Genomic DNA, 14,268 nt, shown 5'->3' on the forward strand with positions numbered 1-14,268 from the left:
GGCACCATGACCACCGGCGAACCCGTCATAGCCCTGCGCCAGGTGACCGCCGAACTCGCCGCCCGGCCCGTGCTGCGCGGCGTCGACCTCACCGTCGGCCGCGGCGAGGTCGTCGCGCTGCTCGGCGCCAACGGCTCCGGCAAGTCCACCGCCATCCGCGCGATCATCGGCCAGGTGCCGGTCAGCGGCGGCACCGTCGAGCTGTTCGGCACCCCGCGCCGGTCCTTCCGCGACTGGGCGCGCGTGGGCTACGTACCGCAGCGCACGACCGCCGCGGGCGGCGTCCCGGCGACGGTCACCGAGATCGTCTCCTCCGGCCGGCTCGCCCGCACCCGCTTCGGGCCCTTCCGCAAGGCCGACCGGGAGGCCGTGCGGCGCGCCCTGGAGCTGGTCGGCATGGCCGACCGCGCCAAGGACTCGGTGACCGCCCTGTCCGGCGGCCAGCACCAGCGGGTGCTGATCGCCCGCGCGCTGGTCTCCGAGCCGGAACTGCTGATCATGGACGAGCCGATGGCCGGCGTCGACCTGGCCAGCCAGGAGGTGCTGGCCGAGACCCTGCGCCGGCAGGTGGCGGCCGGTACGACGGTCCTGCTCGTGCTGCACGAGCTGGGCCCGCTGGAGCCGCTGATCGACCGGGCGGTCGTCCTGCGCGACGGCTGCGTCCTGCACGACGGCCCGCCGCCGCGCGCGGTCGGCCAGCACGCCCTGCCCGGCCACGACCACGTACACCCGCACGCACCGGCGGGCACCGAACCGATCCGCACGGGACTGCTGAGCTGATGGAATTCCTGAACTACGCCTTCATGCAGCGGGCGCTGCTGGCCGCCGTGCTGGTCGGCATCACCGCGCCCGCGGTCGGCATCTACCTGGTCCAGCGCCGCCAGGCCCTGATGGGCGACGGCATCGGACACGTGGCCATGACCGGTGTCGGCCTCGGCTTCCTGCTGTCCACCTCCCCGGTGTGGATGGCGACGGCCGTCTCCGTGGTCGGCGCGGTCCTGATGGAGCTGATCCGCTGGTACGGCCGCACCCGCGGCGACATCGCCCTGGCCATGCTGTTCTACGGCGGCATGGCCGGCGGCGTGATGCTGATCAACCTGGCGCCGGGCGGCTCCAACGCCAACCTGACCTCGTACCTGTTCGGCTCCCTGTCCACGGTCTCCCCGTCCGACGTGACCGCGATCTGCGTGCTGGCCGCCTTCGTGCTGCTGGTCACCCTGGGCCTGCGCCGCCAGCTGTTCGCGGTCAGCCAGGACGAGGAGTTCGCGCGGGTCACGGGCCTGCCGGTGCGCGCCCTGAACCTGCTGACGGCCGTCACCGCGGCCGTCACCGTCACCGTCGCCATGCGGGTGGTCGGACTGCTGCTGGTGTCCGCGCTGATGGTCGTCCCCGTGGCGGCGGCCCAGCAGCTCACCCGCAGCTTCACCGTCACCTTCGTGATCGCCGTCGCCCTCGGCGTGGCCGTGACCGTCAGCGGCACGGTCACCTCGTACTACCAGGACGTCCCGCCCGGCGCCACGATCGTGCTGCTGACCATCGCCGCCTTCCTCGCGCTGACCGCGCTCGCCACCCCGCTGGCCCGGCGGCGCGCCCGCGCGGCGGCCGCGGCACGGCCCGCCCCGGACCCCGCGGAATGCACGATCCCCGCCGCGCGGGAGGCCGCTGACGAGGTCGGCGTCTGACCGCCGACCGCCTGGACTGGCACAATGGCCCGGGCACAAGCGAGCCATCGAAGGAGGCAACGGTGACGACCGCTGGACCGCCCGTGAAGGGGCGCGCTACCCGCCAGCGTGCAGCCGTGGCGGCGGCCCTGGACGAGGTCGACGAGTTCCGCAGCGCCCAGGAGCTGCACGACATGCTCAAGCACAAGGGCGACTCCGTCGGGCTGACCACGGTCTACCGCACCCTCCAGTCCCTCGCCGAGGCCGGCGAGGTCGACGTCCTGCGCACCTCCGACGGCGAGTCCGTCTACCGCCGCTGCTCCACCGGCGAGCACCACCACCACCTGGTCTGCCGCGCCTGCGGCAAGGCCGTGGAGGTGGAGGGCCCGGCCGTCGAGAAGTGGGCGGAGGCCATCGCGGCGGAACACGGCTACGTCAACGTGGCCCACACGGTGGAGATCTTCGGCACGTGCGCGGAGTGTGCGGCCGGCTGCTGAGCGCCGTTGCCGGGTGCGGGTCCGTGGACGGCCGGTCGCGCGGTTCCCCGCGCCCCTTGCGGGGCGCGGGTGAACCCGGTGGCTACGAGTCGCCCTTCATCGCCGCCTCCATCGCCAGCAGCTCCTCGTTCGGGACGGCGCCGCCGAAGCGGCGGTCCCGGGAGGCGAACTCCATGCAGGCCCGCCACAGGTCACGGCGGTCGAAGTCGGGCCACAGCACGTCCTGGAAGACCATCTCGGCGTACGCGCTCTGCCACAGCAGGTAGTTGGAGGTGCGCTGCTCGCCGCTCGGCCGCAGGAACAGGTCGACGTCCGGCATGTCCGGGTAGTACAGGTGCTTCCGCACGGTCTTCTCGGTGATCTTCGACGGGTCGAGCCGGCCCGCCTTGACCTCCTCGGCGATCGCCTGCGCCGCGTCGGTGAGCTCGGCACGGCCGCCGTAGTTCATGCAGAAGTACAGCGTGAGCAGGTCGTTGCCCTTGGTCTGCTCCTGCGCGACCTGGAGCTCCTTCGCCACCGACTTCCACAGCCGGGGCATGCGGCCCACCCAGCGCACCCGGATGCCGAGCGCGTCGAGCTCGTCGCGGGTCTTGCGGATGAAGTCGCGGTTGAAGTTCATCAGGAAGCGGACCTCGTCGGGCGAGCGCTTCCAGTTCTCGGTGGAGAAGGCGTACAGGGAGATGTTGCGCACGCCGATCTCGATCGAGCCCTGGAGCACGTCCAGCACCCGCTCGGCGCCGACCTTGTGCCCCTCCGTGCGCGGCAGCCCGCGCTCCTTGGCCCACCGTCCGTTGCCGTCCATGACGATCGCGACGTGGTTCGGCACCAGCTCACCGGGGAGCTTGGGCGCGCGGGCACCGGACGGATGCGGCTCCGGCGCCTTGTACTCGCGCCGCTGGCGCCCCAGGATCCCGCGTACGACCATGTGCTTCTCGTCTCCTCGACCCGTGCCGTGCTTACTTCTCTACGTAGCGCAGGGAGCGCAGTCCGCGCTCCAGATGCCAGTGCAGGTAGGCGGACACCAGCCCGCTGCCCTCGCGGACGTACCTCGGCTCGCACGCGTCCGCCGTCTCCCAGTCTCCCGTAAGCAGCGCCCCGAGCAGGACGAGGGTCTGCGGGGACGGCACGACGCTGCCGGGCACCCGGCAGTCGGCGCACACCGAGCCGCCGGAGGCCACGGAGAAGAACCGGTTCGGTCCCGGCATCCCGCACTTGGCGCAGTCGCCGAAGCTGGGCGCGTAGCCGTTGACGGCCAGGGACCGCAGCAGAAAGGCGTCGAGGACGAGATGCGGGGCGTGCTCGCCCCGGGCGAGCGTGCGCAGCGCCCCGACGAGCAGCAGGTACTGCTGTACCGCCGGCTCGCCCTCGTGGTCGGTGAACCGCTCGGCGGTCTCCAGCATGGCCGTCCCGGCGGTGTACCGGGCGTAGTCCGTGACGATCCCGCCGCCGTACGGAGCGATGGTCTCGCTCTGCGTGCACAGCGGCAGGCCACGCCCGACCAGCTCGCTCCCCCGGGCGAAGAACTGCACGTCCACGTGGGAGAACGGCTCCAGCCGGGCCCCGAACTTCGACTTCGTCCGCCGCACCCCGCGGGCCACGGCCCGCACCCGTCCGTGCCCGCGCGTGAGCAGGGTGATGATCCGGTCCGCCTCGCCCAGCTTCTGGGTGCGCAGCACGATGCCGTCGTCGCGGAACAGACTCATGAGCCCATTCTCGCCCATGGGCGGGGGCGCTAGAGCACCTCTCCGCGGCTGCGGGCGTTGGCGTAGGCGGTGGCCGCGCTGAGCCGCTCGGCCGGGGTGGCGCAGCGCAGCGCACCCGGCTCGGCGTCCCACTCGCGCCCGCCGCCGTAGGGTCTCACCTGGACGTAGGGGCCCTCGTGCCCCATGACGACGCCGACCTTCCCGGTGCGGGTGTCCATCACATGACTGCCGACGACGGGTTTCACCGGGCCTCCCCCGCCAGCACCGCCGCCAGCCGGCGCGCGGTCTGGACCGAACACCGCCCCAGGTCCACCAGCGGGCTGGGCACCTCCCGCACGACACTCACCGGATCGAGCCCCAGCGACGGGAGAACGACCCCGGCCTTCTCGAGAGCCGACCGCAATTCCCTCAACGCCTCCTCCGCCTCTTCGATGCCGCTCACTCTGCTCCCCTTCCGTAGTTGGAGTTTACGCTTTGTACATCAAGCGTGACGCTCCGCTTCTCCACTCGGAAGGCGTCCCGGACCCGGGTCGGCCGTGGCCGGAGGTCCGCGACAGGCGGTGCGGGACCGCTCGGGCGCGGAACGCGAACGCGCCGGACGGGGCCGGGATTCACCCGGGTGGAGCTGGGACGGGCGGGTTCGTTCGCGTGCGCTGTCTTGACCGCCCCCACGGCCCCTCCTATCGTCGCGCTACCGAGCGGACGTAGGACGTAGGACGTCGTATCTCACTCCTCCCACCACTGCCACCACTCCTCCCCTCACCCCATCCCTCATCGGCCCCACCGACCTGCTGGAGGACCCGTGCGCGACGACGTGACCCCCGACGTACCGGCACCGCGCCGCCGGTCGTTGCTGCTGGGTGCCGGGGTGCTGGGCGCGGGTGCGGCGCTGGCGGGGTGTTCCGCCGGGCCGGAGTCGACCAACGACACCGGCGGCGGGGGCAGCGGCAAGGACCGGACGCTGACCGCCGTCATCGGCTACGGCAACGACGGCAGCTGGGACCCGACGCAGACCGCCTCCGCGTTCGCGATGGCCGCCAACAATCACATCTACGAGGGACTTCTCGACACCGACCCGATCACCCGGGCGCCGTACCCCGCGCTCGCCACCGCGCTCCCCGCCGACCCGAAGGCGACCACCTGGCGGTTCACGCTGCGCGACGGCGCCACGTTCCACGACGGCAGGCCCGTCACCGCCGACGACGTCGTGTTCGTCTTCGACCGGATCCTCGACCCGAAGACGCAGACCCTCGCCAAGGGCTTCTTCGCGTCCTGGCTGGAGTCGGTCCGCGCGGCCGGCGCCCGGACCGTCGAGCTGCGGCTCAGGTTCCCGTTCCCGGACGGCCTCGCCCGGCTCACCCTCGCCAAGATCATGCCCGCGCACGTCTACTCCCGGCCCGGCGCCTGGGACGACGCGGTCAAGGGGCTGGCCGTGGGCTCGGGGCCGTACCGGCAGGCCGCGCACCACCCGAAGTCGAACACCACCTTCGAGGCGTTCGCCGCGTACAACGGCCCGCGCAGGCCCGTCTTCCGGAAGATGAACTGGCTGACCATCGTGGACGCCTCCTCGCGTGTCGCGCGCATCTCCGGCACCGGCGCCGGCGCGCAGATCGCCGACAACATCCCGTACGCCAACATCCCCCGCCTGGAGCAGGGCGGGCTGAAGGTGGCCGGCGGTGCCGGGATGAACAACCTGTTCCTGATGTTCGACACCCGGCACAAGCCGTTCGACGACGTCCGGGTGCGCCAGGCCCTGCACTACGCCATCGACAGCGAGAAGATGGTGCGGGTCGCCCTGAAGGGGCACGGCAGGCCCGCGTCCTCGTTCCTCAACGAGGGCAACCCCAGCCACCGGCGGGCCAGGACCGTCTACGACTACGACCCGGGCAAGGCGAAGGCGCTGCTGAGGGCCGCCGGGGTGAGCGGTCTGAACGTCGAGATCATGGCCGTCAACGTCAGCTGGATCGTGGACTGCCTGCCGACGATCAAGTCCTGCTGGGACGCGGTGGGCGTGCGCACCACCCTGGCGCCGCAGGAGACCACGGCCGTGTTCACCAAGCTGGACCAGCGGCGGGACTACCAGGTGGTGGCCGCCGCCTCCAACCCCAACCAGTTCGGGCTCGACGCCGACCTGATCATGCGCTACAACCACGGCCCCGAGAACCTGTGGATGCGCTACACGCGGTGGGCGGACGACCCGGTCGCCCGGCGGCTCTTCGCGGACATGGACCGGGCCACCCGGGAGCCGGACCCCGCGCGGAAGAAGGCGATGATCCAGGACTACATCGACGTCGTCGCCGAACAGGCCGTGCTGTACCCGGTCGTCCACAACGAGCTGATGACCGCCTGGGACCCGCGCGAGCTCACCGGGATAAGGCCCCAGCCCTACCCCGGCGTCAACCTCCTCCAAGCCCGCTGGATCTGACGCATGACCACGGTCGTACGCATCCTGCTGCGCCGGATCACCCTGCTGGTGCCGCTGCTGCTGGGCATCGTGCTGTTCGTGTTCCTGGTGATGCGGTTCTCCGACGCCGACCCGGCGTCCGCGTTCTTCCAGGGCGCCAACCCCACCCCCGGGCAGCTGCACGACTTCCGGGAGCGCAACGGGCTGCTGGACCCGCTGCCCGTGCGCTACGTCCACTTCGTCGGCGACGTCCTCCACGGCGACCTCGGCACCAGCGCCCTCACCCGCGCCCCCGTGCTCGACCAGGTCACCACCGCGCTGCCGCTCACCCTCCAGCTGACCTTCCTCGGGCTCGCCCTGGCCGTCGTGCTGGCGCTGGCGGGCGGGGTGACGGCGGCGGTGTACCGGGACCGGCTGCCGGACCAGGTCATCCGGGTGGTGTCGCTGGTCGGGGTGGCCGCGCCCGGCTTCTGGCTGGCGCTGCTGATGATCCAGTACCTCGCCGTGGACCGGGGCTGGTTCCCCACCGGCGGCTACATCAACCCGGGCGACTCGGTCACCGGCTGGCTGCGGACCATGGCGCTGCCCGCCGTCGCCCTGTCCCTGCCGGTCGCCGCCCAGCTCACCCGGATCGTGCGGACCTCGGTGGTGGAGGAGCTGGACAAGGACTACGTCCGCACGGCGATCGGGAGCGGGCTGCCGCCGCGTGTCGTGGTCGGCCGGAACGTGCTGCGCAACGCGCTGGTCAACCCGCTCACCGTGCTCGGGCTGCGGGTCGGCTATCTGCTCGGCGGTGCCGTCGTCATCGAGACGATCTTCTCGCTGCCCGGCATGGGCAAGCTGATGATCGACGCGGTGCAGAACGGCGACCCGGCGGTGGTGCAGGGCGTGGTGCTGACCACCGCGACCGGGTTCGTCGTCGTCAACCTCGTCATCGACATCCTGTATCTGCTGGTCAACCCACGACTGAGGGCGGGCTGATGGTCACGCGCGCGAGGCTCACCGAGCGGCTGTCCCGGCCCGGCGTCCGGCTGCGCGGCTGGCGCCGGCTGCCCTGGCCGTCGAAGGCCGCCGTCTGCTTCCTGACCGTGGTCGTCCTCGTCGCCCTCCTCGCGCCGGTGCTGGCGCCGGACGACCCGCTCGACATGCGGGATCCGGCCGGCGGGACGGGGGCGCCGTCCGCCGCGCACTGGATGGGGCAGGACAGCCTGGGCCGGGACATCCTGAGCCGGCTGATGTACGGCGCCCGCTGGTCGCTGGCCATCGGGCTGGGCGCGACCGCGCTGGCGCTGGTGGCCGGGGCCGTGCTCGGGGCCGTGGCCGCCACCTCCCGCAAGGCCGTGGACGAGACGCTGATGCGCTGCCTGGACGTGGTGATGGCGTTCCCCGGCATCGCGCTGGCCGCCGTGCTGGTGGCCGTGTTCGGCGGCGGGATCGGCGTGCTGATCTGCGCCATCGCGTTCCTGTTCACCCCGCCGGTGGCACGGGTGGTACGGGCGAACGTGCTGGACCAGTACGGCGAGGACTACGTCACCGCCGAGCGGGTCATCGGCGCCCGCACCCCGCACATCGTGCTGCGCCACGTGGCCGTCAACTGCGCCGCCCCCGTGCTGGTGTTCTGCACGGTCCAGGTCGCCGAGGCGATCGTCTTCGAGGCGTCCCTGTCCTTCATCGGCGCGGGGGTCAGGCCCCCGGACCCGTCCTGGGGCAGTGTCATCGCCGACGGCAAGAACATGGTGCTGACCGGCGGCTGGTGGGCGACCGTCTTCCCGGGGCTGCTGATCCTTCTCACCGTGCTGGCGCTGAACATCCTCTCCGAGGGCGTGTCGGACGCCTGGGCCGCGCCCGCCCCCAGGGAGGTGCGGACGCCCGCGGACCGGCTCCAGACGCCCGAGCCCGGCACCGGCGCCGTGCTGCCGCTGCCCGGCCTCGCCGAGGCCGCCCGGCGGCTGCGCTCCCGGGCCCGGCCGCTGCCCGACCGCAGCGGACAGCCGGTGCTCGCCGTGGAGAACCTCACCATCGGCTTCCCGGACCGGCACCGGGGCGTGGACATCGTCGCCGGGGTCGGGTTCGAGGTGTACCCCGGCGAGGTGCTGGGCCTGGTCGGCGAGTCGGGCTGCGGCAAGTCGCTGACCGCGCTCACCGTGATGGGGCTCCAGCCGAAGGGGGCCCGGATCGGCGGGCAGGTGCGGTTCAGGCAGCGGGACCTGCTGACCGAGCCGGCCAGGGCCCGGCGCCGGCTGCTCGGCCACGAGATGGCCATGGTCTACCAGGACGCCCTGTCCTCGCTGAACCCGGCCATGACCATCCGCGCCCAGCTCCGCCAGCTCGTCCGGCGCGGCGGCCGGCGCGGCCCCGCCGAGCTGCTGTCGCTGGTCGGGCTGGACCCGGAGCGCACCCTGCGCAGCTATCCGCACGAGCTGTCCGGCGGGCAGCGCCAGCGCGTGCTCATCGCGATGGCGCTGTCCCGCGAACCGAAGCTGATCGTCGCCGACGAGCCGACCACCGCCCTGGACGTCACCGTGCAGGCCCAGGTGATGGAGCTGCTGCTGCGGCTGCGCGAGGAGCTGGGCTTCGCGCTGGTCCTGGTCTCGCACGACCTGGCGCTGATCGCGGACGTCACCGACCGGGTGGCGGTGATGTACGGCGGGCGGATCGTGGAGACCGGGGTGACCGCCGACCTGGTGGGGGCGCCGGCCCACCACTACACGCGCGGCCTGCTCGGCAGCGTGCTGTCGCTGGAGTCCGCCGAGGAGCGGATGACGCAGATCAAGGGGGTCGTGCCGGCCCCGGCCCACTTCCCGGCGGGCTGCCGCTTCGCCGACCGCTGCCCGCTGGCCACCGAGGTGTGCCACACCACCGTGCCGGTCCCGGCCGGCACCGCCACGCACACGGCCGCCTGCCACCACCCGGCGGTGGAGCTGTCGTCCACGGAGAGCGAGGAGGCCCTGCAATGACCGCCGTGGTGGAGGTACGGGACGCGCACGTGGTGCACCGGGCGCGCGGCGGCGGACTCTTCCGGCGGGGCCGGGTGTACGCCCTGACCGGCGCCGAGCTGTCCGTGGCGGCCGGGGAGACGGTCGGCGTGGTCGGCGAGTCGGGGTGCGGGAAGTCGACGCTGGCGAAGGTGCTGGTGGGCATCCAGCGGCCGGTGGCGGGCACGGTGGCGTTCCGCGGCCGGGACCTGTGGGCGATGCCGGCCGCCGAGCGCCGGGCGACCGTGGGGGCGGGCACCGGGCTGGTCTTCCAGGACCCGTCGACCGCGCTGAACCGCCGGCTGACCGTCCGCCGCATCCTGCGCGACCCGCTGGACGTGCACCGGCGCGGCACCCGGCCCGAACGCGAGGCGCGGGTGCGGGAGTTGATGGCGCTGGTGGGGCTGCCCGGGGCGCTCGCCGACGCCCTGCCCGGACAGCTGTCGGGCGGTCAGCGGCAGCGGGTGGCCATCGCCCGCGCGCTCGCCCTGGAACCGGCGCTGGTGGTCGCCGACGAGCCGACCAGCGCCCTGGACGTCTCGGTGCGCGCGCAGATCCTGAACCTGCTGCTGGACCTGAGGGAACGCCTCGGCCTCGCCCTGGTGTTCGTCTCGCACGACATCCAGACGGTACGGCGGATGAGCGACCGGGTGATCACGATGTACCTGGGCCGGATCGTGGAGGAGACCCCGGCCGGCCGGGTCACCGACGCGGCCCGGCACCCGTACACCCGGGCCCTGTTCTCGGCCACGCCGGGCCTGCTGGACCCCATCGACCCGATCCCGCTGACCGGGCCGGTGCCCTCGGCGACCCGCCCGCCGAGCGGCTGCCCGTTCCGCACCCGGTGCTGGAAGGCCGACGAGCTGTGCGCCCGGGTGATGCCGGACTTCTCGGCCGCGTCACACCCCGCTCACCGCTACCGGTGTCACCATCCTGTGGAGGAGGACACGTCGACCAGAGACCTCACGCGCCAGGAGCCCTGAATGACCCTTCCCGCCCCGCTCACCGGTGTCGTCCCGCCCGTCTGCACACCCCTGACACCGGAGCGCGAGGTGGATGAACCATCCCTGCTGCGGCTGGTGGACTTCCTGGTGGAGGCGGGGGTGCACGGGCTGTTCCTGCTGGGCTCGACCTCGGAGGCGGCGTTCCTGACGGACGCGCAGCGCCGGCGGGTGGTGGCGGCCGTGACCGCGCACGTGGGCGGGCAGCTGCCGGTCATCGCCGGCGCGATCGACATGACCACCCCGCGGGTCCTGGAGCACGTCGCGGCGGTCACCTCGGCCGGTGCGCGGGCCGTCGTCGTCACCGCCCCGTTCTACGCCCGCACCCACCCCGCGGAGATCGTCCACCACTACCGCCGGATCGCCGCCGCCAGCCCGGTCCCGGTGATCGCCTACGACATCCCCGTGGCCGTGCACACCAAGCTGCCCCCGGATCTGGTGCTGGGGCTCGCCGGGGACGGCGTACTGGCCGGGATCAAGGACTCCAGCGGGGACCTGGCGGCCTTCCGGGAGCTGGTCACCGGCTCCCGCGCGCACCCGGGGTTCGGGGTGCTGACCGGCTCGGAGCAGATCACCGACGCGGCGCTGGAGCTGGGCGCGGACGGGGCGGTGCCGGGCCTCGCCAACGTCGACCCGCACGGGTACGTCCGGCTGTACCGGCAGTGCCGGGCGGCGGACCGGGAGGGCGCGCGGGCCGAACAGGAGCGGCTGTGCGCCCTGTTCGGAATGGTCGGGGTGGGCGATCCGGCGCGGATGGGCGGCAGTTCGGCGGCGCTCGGCGCGTTCAAGGCGGCCCTGCACCTGCGCGGCGTCATCGACTGCCCGCTGACCGCCGAGCCGCAGGTCCCGCTGTCCGGCGAGGAGGTCGAGCGGGTCGGCAAGTTCCTCGCGGCGGCGGGCCTGCTGGGACAGGACGCGCACGGACGCTGACAGCGGCGTACGGCCCGGAAGCGGCGCGCGCCCGCGTAGGCGCTCAGCGCGCTCCCCTGCGCACCTCCCGCAGCGCGTAGTGCACCGCCCAGGCGTCCGCCACCGGGCCCAGGTGGCCCAGCTTGTCGGGGTTGACCACGATGCGGATGGCCTGGATCCGCCCGTCGAGGATGTCGAGCGCCACGGCGTTGAGCACCCGCCCCTCCGGATCCCGGAAGACCGCGCCGGGCTGTCCGTTGACCTGGTGCGGCGCGCAGGTGACGCCGATCCCGGCGAGCTGGGGGAAGACGGTGGCGAGCAGCCGGGCCACGTTCTCGGCGCCCAGGACGCTCCGAGCCAGCTGGGGTGCCTTGCCGCCGCCGTCGCCGGCCATCGACACATCGGCGGCGAGCAGGTCCCGCAGCCCGAGGACATCGCCCTCGCGCAGGGCGTCGAAGAACCGCGCGGCCAGTGCGTCCCGCTCGGTGCGGTCCGCCTCGAAGCGGGGCCGGCCCTCGGTCATGTGGCGCCGGGCGCGCACCAGGAGCTGGCGGCAGGCCGCCTCCGAGCGGTCGACCGCCTCGGCGATCTCGGGGAAGCCGAAGTCGAACACCTCCCGCAGCACGAAGACCGCGCGCTCCAGCGGGCTGAGCCGCTCCAGGAGCAGCAGGGCGGCCATCGACACCGAGTCGGCCAGCTCCGCCGAGCGCTCCGGGTCCTGGTAGGGGTCGGCGAGCAGCGGCTCGGGGAACCAGGGGCCGACGTAGGCCTCCCGGCGGACCCGGGCCGAGCGCAGTACGTCGATGGACAGCCGGGTCACCGTGGCCGACAGGAACGCCTTGACCGAGCGGGGCCGGACCGGGGAGGCGGTGAAGCGCAGCCAGGTCTCCTGGACGGCGTCCTCGGCCTCGCCGACGCTGCCGAGGATGCGGTAGGCGATGGAGAACAGCAGCGGCCGCAGCTCCTCGAACTCCTCGGTCCTGCCGGTGCTGGTGCTCGTGCTCGTACTCATGCCCAACGCCCCCGTCGTGGTCGGTCACCGCGCCACATCATGGCATTCAGGGCAGCGGGACGCGACGGAACTCCAGGGTCTCGTAGGGGCTGTCGGTGCCGGTCTCGTAGAGGACGCCGATGTGGCGGGCGTCGAGCTGGACGAGGTCGGAGTAGGCGGACGGGCGGTCGGTGAGGGTGCGCAGCGGGAGGAAGCCGCGGCCGGCGTCCGTACCGGCCCACAGGGCGAGGGCGCGGCGGGCGGTGGGCACGGAGGGCGCGGAGAACAGCAGGGGCGCGCCCGGGGTGTCGGGCTGCAGGACGCTGCCCTGGACGACGGGGACGGCGTTCAGGGCGGGCTGGACGGCGTAGGGGCGGTCCAGGGTGAGGCCGCCGTCGCTGGAGTAGCCGTAGAGCCGGTTGCCGGGCGCGGTGCCGTTCTGGTCGCGGGCGGCGAGGTAGACGCGGCCGTCGGGGAGCTGGGCGGCACTGGTCTCGTTGGCGTTGGTGACGCCGTCGTAGCCGGCGTCCGTGAAGCCGAGGTGCCAGGTGTGGCCGACGTCGTCGCTGTAGAGGGCGTGGCCGCCGTAGTACCTGGCCTCCTGGCCGGTGTCGGGGGAGCCGGCGGGCGGGGCCGCGGAGTGGTTGGCGGGGATCAGCAGGCGGCCGGTGTGCGGGCCGCGGGTGAGGGCGAGGGCGTGGCCGGGGCCGGTGGCGTACCAGCGCCAGTCCGGCCGCTTCACCGCGTCGGTGATGTCCCGGGGGGCGGTGAAGTGCCGGCCGTCGTCCGCGCTGCGCTGGACGTAGACCCGGCGGCCCCGCTCCGGGGCGACCTCGCCGCGCATGATCCGCGCCTCGGTCACGCCGCCGCTGTTGCCGCAGGTCACCAGGACGACGGTGCCGGTGCGCGGGTCGACGACGGGGGCCGGGTTGCCCCGGGTGTCGCCGTGGCCGGCGGCGACCACGGTGAGCGGGTCCCAGGTGCAGCCGCCGTCGGCGGAGCGGCGCAGCACGACGTCGATGTCCCCGCTGTCCTGGGCGCCGCCGCGGCGGCCCTCGGCGAAGGCGAGGAGGGTGCCGGGCCGGGTGCGCACCACGGCGGGGATGCGGTAGACGGCGTAGCCGCCCTGTCCGGAGACGTACGGCACCGAGGTCTCGCAGGTGCCGGGCGCCGCGTGCGCGGGCTGCCGGGTGGTGAGCGCGGTGAGGGCGCCGAGTGCGGTGAGGAGGGCGAGGACGGTCGTGTGGGAGCGGCTGCGCGGGGTCACACGCTGATGCTGCCCGCGGCGGCGGCGCCGTCCTTACGCCGGCGGGGTGATCAGGAGGGGGTGCGGGCGGCGGCCAGCAGCCGGGTGACGTCGTCGGCGCGGATGGTGAGGGCGGCGCCCACGGTGGCGAGGGCGTCGCGTTCGGCGGGGGTGTAGGGGCCGTCGGCGAGGGCGATGCGGGCGCCCTGGAGGAGCAGGGCCTCGCGGCCGGGAGGGGCGAGGTGCGGGGCGAGCGGGTCCAGGGCCTCGTGCAGCTCTATGGTCAGCCCGGCCCCGGACGGCTGCTCGAAGTACCGGCCGGTGTCGGCGGCGAGGGCGTCGACCAGCGCGGCGAGCTGTTCCTCGGTGCAGTCGGCGAAGCCGGCCGCGCGGACCGTGGCGGCGGCCGTCTCCAGGGCCGTACGGGAGGAGGTGCCGCCCGCGGCGAGGACGGCGAGGGCGACGGTGTGCACGGCGTCGCGGAGCATCGCGGAGAAGCGGCGGGTGGTGGGGTGGCCCAGGACGTCGGTGCCGAAGTGGTGCCGGCAGGCGGCGCACTCCACGACCGGTCCGGTCTCGCCGCGCGGCAGCAGGGGCACGCCGAGCAGGGTGAGCCTGCGGCGGCCGGTGAGCCGCTGGTAGTTGCGGTCGCCGCCGCAGCCGGGACAGAAGAACTCTCCGTCGCCGACGGGCGTCCACGCGGTGCGGGTGCCCAGGATGCGCAGGGCCCCGGTGGCACGGCCGTCTCGTCCCCGTACTGGCAGCACGTCGCACCTCCGTAACGGCGCGGCAGCATCGCCGCGCTGGCGTGATGTTAGCCACATCCAGGAGGTGGAGTCAGTACCCCGTAGGAGACCTTTCCGTGACCTGGGGGCGCGTTG

15 protein-coding genes are annotated in these 14,268 nt (G+C 73.6%); 8 read left to right on the top strand and 7 right to left on the bottom strand.

Features of this window, described 5'->3' with window-relative positions:
* Nucleotides 1-6 precede the first annotated feature (6 nt).
* The 3 genes from IH25_RS0107170 (at nt 7) to IH25_RS0107180 (ending at nt 2,158) form a co-directional block, all read left to right on the top strand.
* Nucleotides 7-780: a metal ABC transporter ATP-binding protein gene (locus IH25_RS0107170; RefSeq protein WP_030604846.1), complete on the top strand. Its 774-nt coding sequence runs from the start codon at nt 7-9 to the stop codon at nt 778-780.
* Nucleotides 780-1,682, top strand: a complete 903-nt coding sequence (locus tag IH25_RS0107175) for a metal ABC transporter permease (RefSeq protein ID WP_030604850.1) — start codon at nt 780-782, stop codon at nt 1,680-1,682. Before IH25_RS0107170 ends, IH25_RS0107175 begins: the two co-directional genes overlap by 1 nt.
* Before the next feature lie 62 nt (nt 1,683-1,744).
* On the top strand, nt 1,745-2,158 hold the full coding sequence (locus IH25_RS0107180; RefSeq protein WP_030604852.1) for a Fur family transcriptional regulator: 414 nt from the start codon (nt 1,745-1,747) through the stop codon (nt 2,156-2,158).
* Nucleotides 2,159-2,240: 82 nt separating this feature from the next.
* On the opposite strand, the gene IH25_RS0107185 is transcribed toward IH25_RS0107180, so the two are convergent.
* The 4 genes from IH25_RS0107185 to IH25_RS0107200 are packed head-to-tail and all read right to left on the bottom strand — an operon-like array spanning nt 2,241 to nt 4,303.
* Nucleotides 2,241-3,083 carry an isoprenyl transferase gene (locus IH25_RS0107185; protein ID WP_030604854.1) on the bottom strand — a complete coding sequence of 281 codons (843 nt, stop codon included), beginning with the start codon at nt 3,081-3,083 and terminating at the stop codon, nt 2,241-2,243.
* Nucleotides 3,084-3,114: 31 nt separating this feature from the next.
* Nucleotides 3,115-3,861, bottom strand: a complete 747-nt coding sequence (gene recO / locus IH25_RS0107190; RefSeq protein ID WP_030604856.1) for a DNA repair protein RecO — start codon at nt 3,859-3,861, stop codon at nt 3,115-3,117.
* 29 nt (nt 3,862-3,890) lie between these two features.
* A complete protein-coding gene (locus tag IH25_RS0107195) occupies nt 3,891-4,106 on the bottom strand; it encodes a hypothetical protein (protein ID WP_030604859.1) in 216 nt (71 codons plus the stop codon).
* A complete protein-coding gene (locus IH25_RS0107200; protein ID WP_030604862.1) occupies nt 4,103-4,303 on the bottom strand; it encodes a hypothetical protein in 201 nt (66 codons plus the stop codon). The genes IH25_RS0107195 and IH25_RS0107200 overlap by 4 nt, the downstream gene beginning before the upstream one ends.
* Nucleotides 4,304-4,663: 360 nt before the next feature.
* Between IH25_RS0107200 and IH25_RS0107205 the strand changes: the two genes are divergently transcribed.
* From IH25_RS0107205 to IH25_RS0107225, 5 genes are read left to right on the top strand one after another with little or no spacing between them, the layout of a single operon-like run.
* On the top strand, nt 4,664-6,286 hold the full coding sequence (locus tag IH25_RS0107205; RefSeq protein WP_030604865.1) for an ABC transporter substrate-binding protein: 1,623 nt from the start codon (nt 4,664-4,666) through the stop codon (nt 6,284-6,286).
* Between the two features lie 3 nt (nt 6,287-6,289).
* Nucleotides 6,290-7,246 (top strand): ABC transporter permease, encoded by a 957-nt coding sequence (locus IH25_RS0107210; RefSeq protein ID WP_030604868.1) that lies wholly within the window; start codon nt 6,290-6,292, stop codon nt 7,244-7,246.
* Nucleotides 7,246-9,222, top strand: coding sequence for a dipeptide/oligopeptide/nickel ABC transporter permease/ATP-binding protein (locus tag IH25_RS0107215; RefSeq protein ID WP_030604871.1), 1,977 nt, complete (start codon nt 7,246-7,248; stop codon nt 9,220-9,222). Before IH25_RS0107210 ends, IH25_RS0107215 begins: the two co-directional genes overlap by 1 nt.
* A complete protein-coding gene (locus IH25_RS0107220; protein ID WP_030604874.1) occupies nt 9,219-10,223 on the top strand; it encodes an oligopeptide/dipeptide ABC transporter ATP-binding protein in 1,005 nt (334 codons plus the stop codon). The genes IH25_RS0107215 and IH25_RS0107220 overlap by 4 nt, the downstream gene beginning before the upstream one ends.
* Nucleotides 10,224-11,171 carry a dihydrodipicolinate synthase family protein gene (locus IH25_RS0107225; RefSeq protein ID WP_030604876.1) on the top strand — a complete coding sequence of 316 codons (948 nt, stop codon included), beginning with the start codon at nt 10,224-10,226 and terminating at the stop codon, nt 11,169-11,171.
* Nucleotides 11,172-11,214: 43 nt separating this feature from the next.
* Here IH25_RS0107225 and IH25_RS0107230 read toward each other — a convergent pair whose 3' ends face one another.
* From IH25_RS0107230 to IH25_RS0107240, 3 genes are read right to left on the bottom strand one after another with little or no spacing between them, the layout of a single operon-like run.
* The gene (locus IH25_RS0107230; RefSeq protein ID WP_030604879.1) at nt 11,215-12,162 is read right to left on the bottom strand and encodes an RNA polymerase sigma-70 factor; all 948 of its coding nucleotides are present in this window, start codon (nt 12,160-12,162) and stop codon (nt 11,215-11,217) included.
* Nucleotides 12,163-12,208: 46 nt separating this feature from the next.
* Entirely contained in the window at nt 12,209-13,408 is a 1,200-nt protein-coding gene (locus tag IH25_RS0107235; protein WP_030604882.1) for a sialidase family protein, read from the bottom strand.
* A 50-nt stretch (nt 13,409-13,458) separates the two neighbouring features.
* Complete coding sequence (locus tag IH25_RS0107240) at nt 13,459-14,154, bottom strand: TerB family tellurite resistance protein (protein ID WP_030604884.1); 696 nt, start codon at nt 14,152-14,154, stop codon at nt 13,459-13,461.
* Nucleotides 14,155-14,268: the final 114 nt, after the last annotated feature.

The organism is Streptomyces achromogenes subsp. achromogenes (genome assembly GCF_000720835.1).
Classification (GTDB): Bacteria; Actinomycetota; Actinomycetes; order Streptomycetales; family Streptomycetaceae; genus Streptomyces; species Streptomyces achromogenes.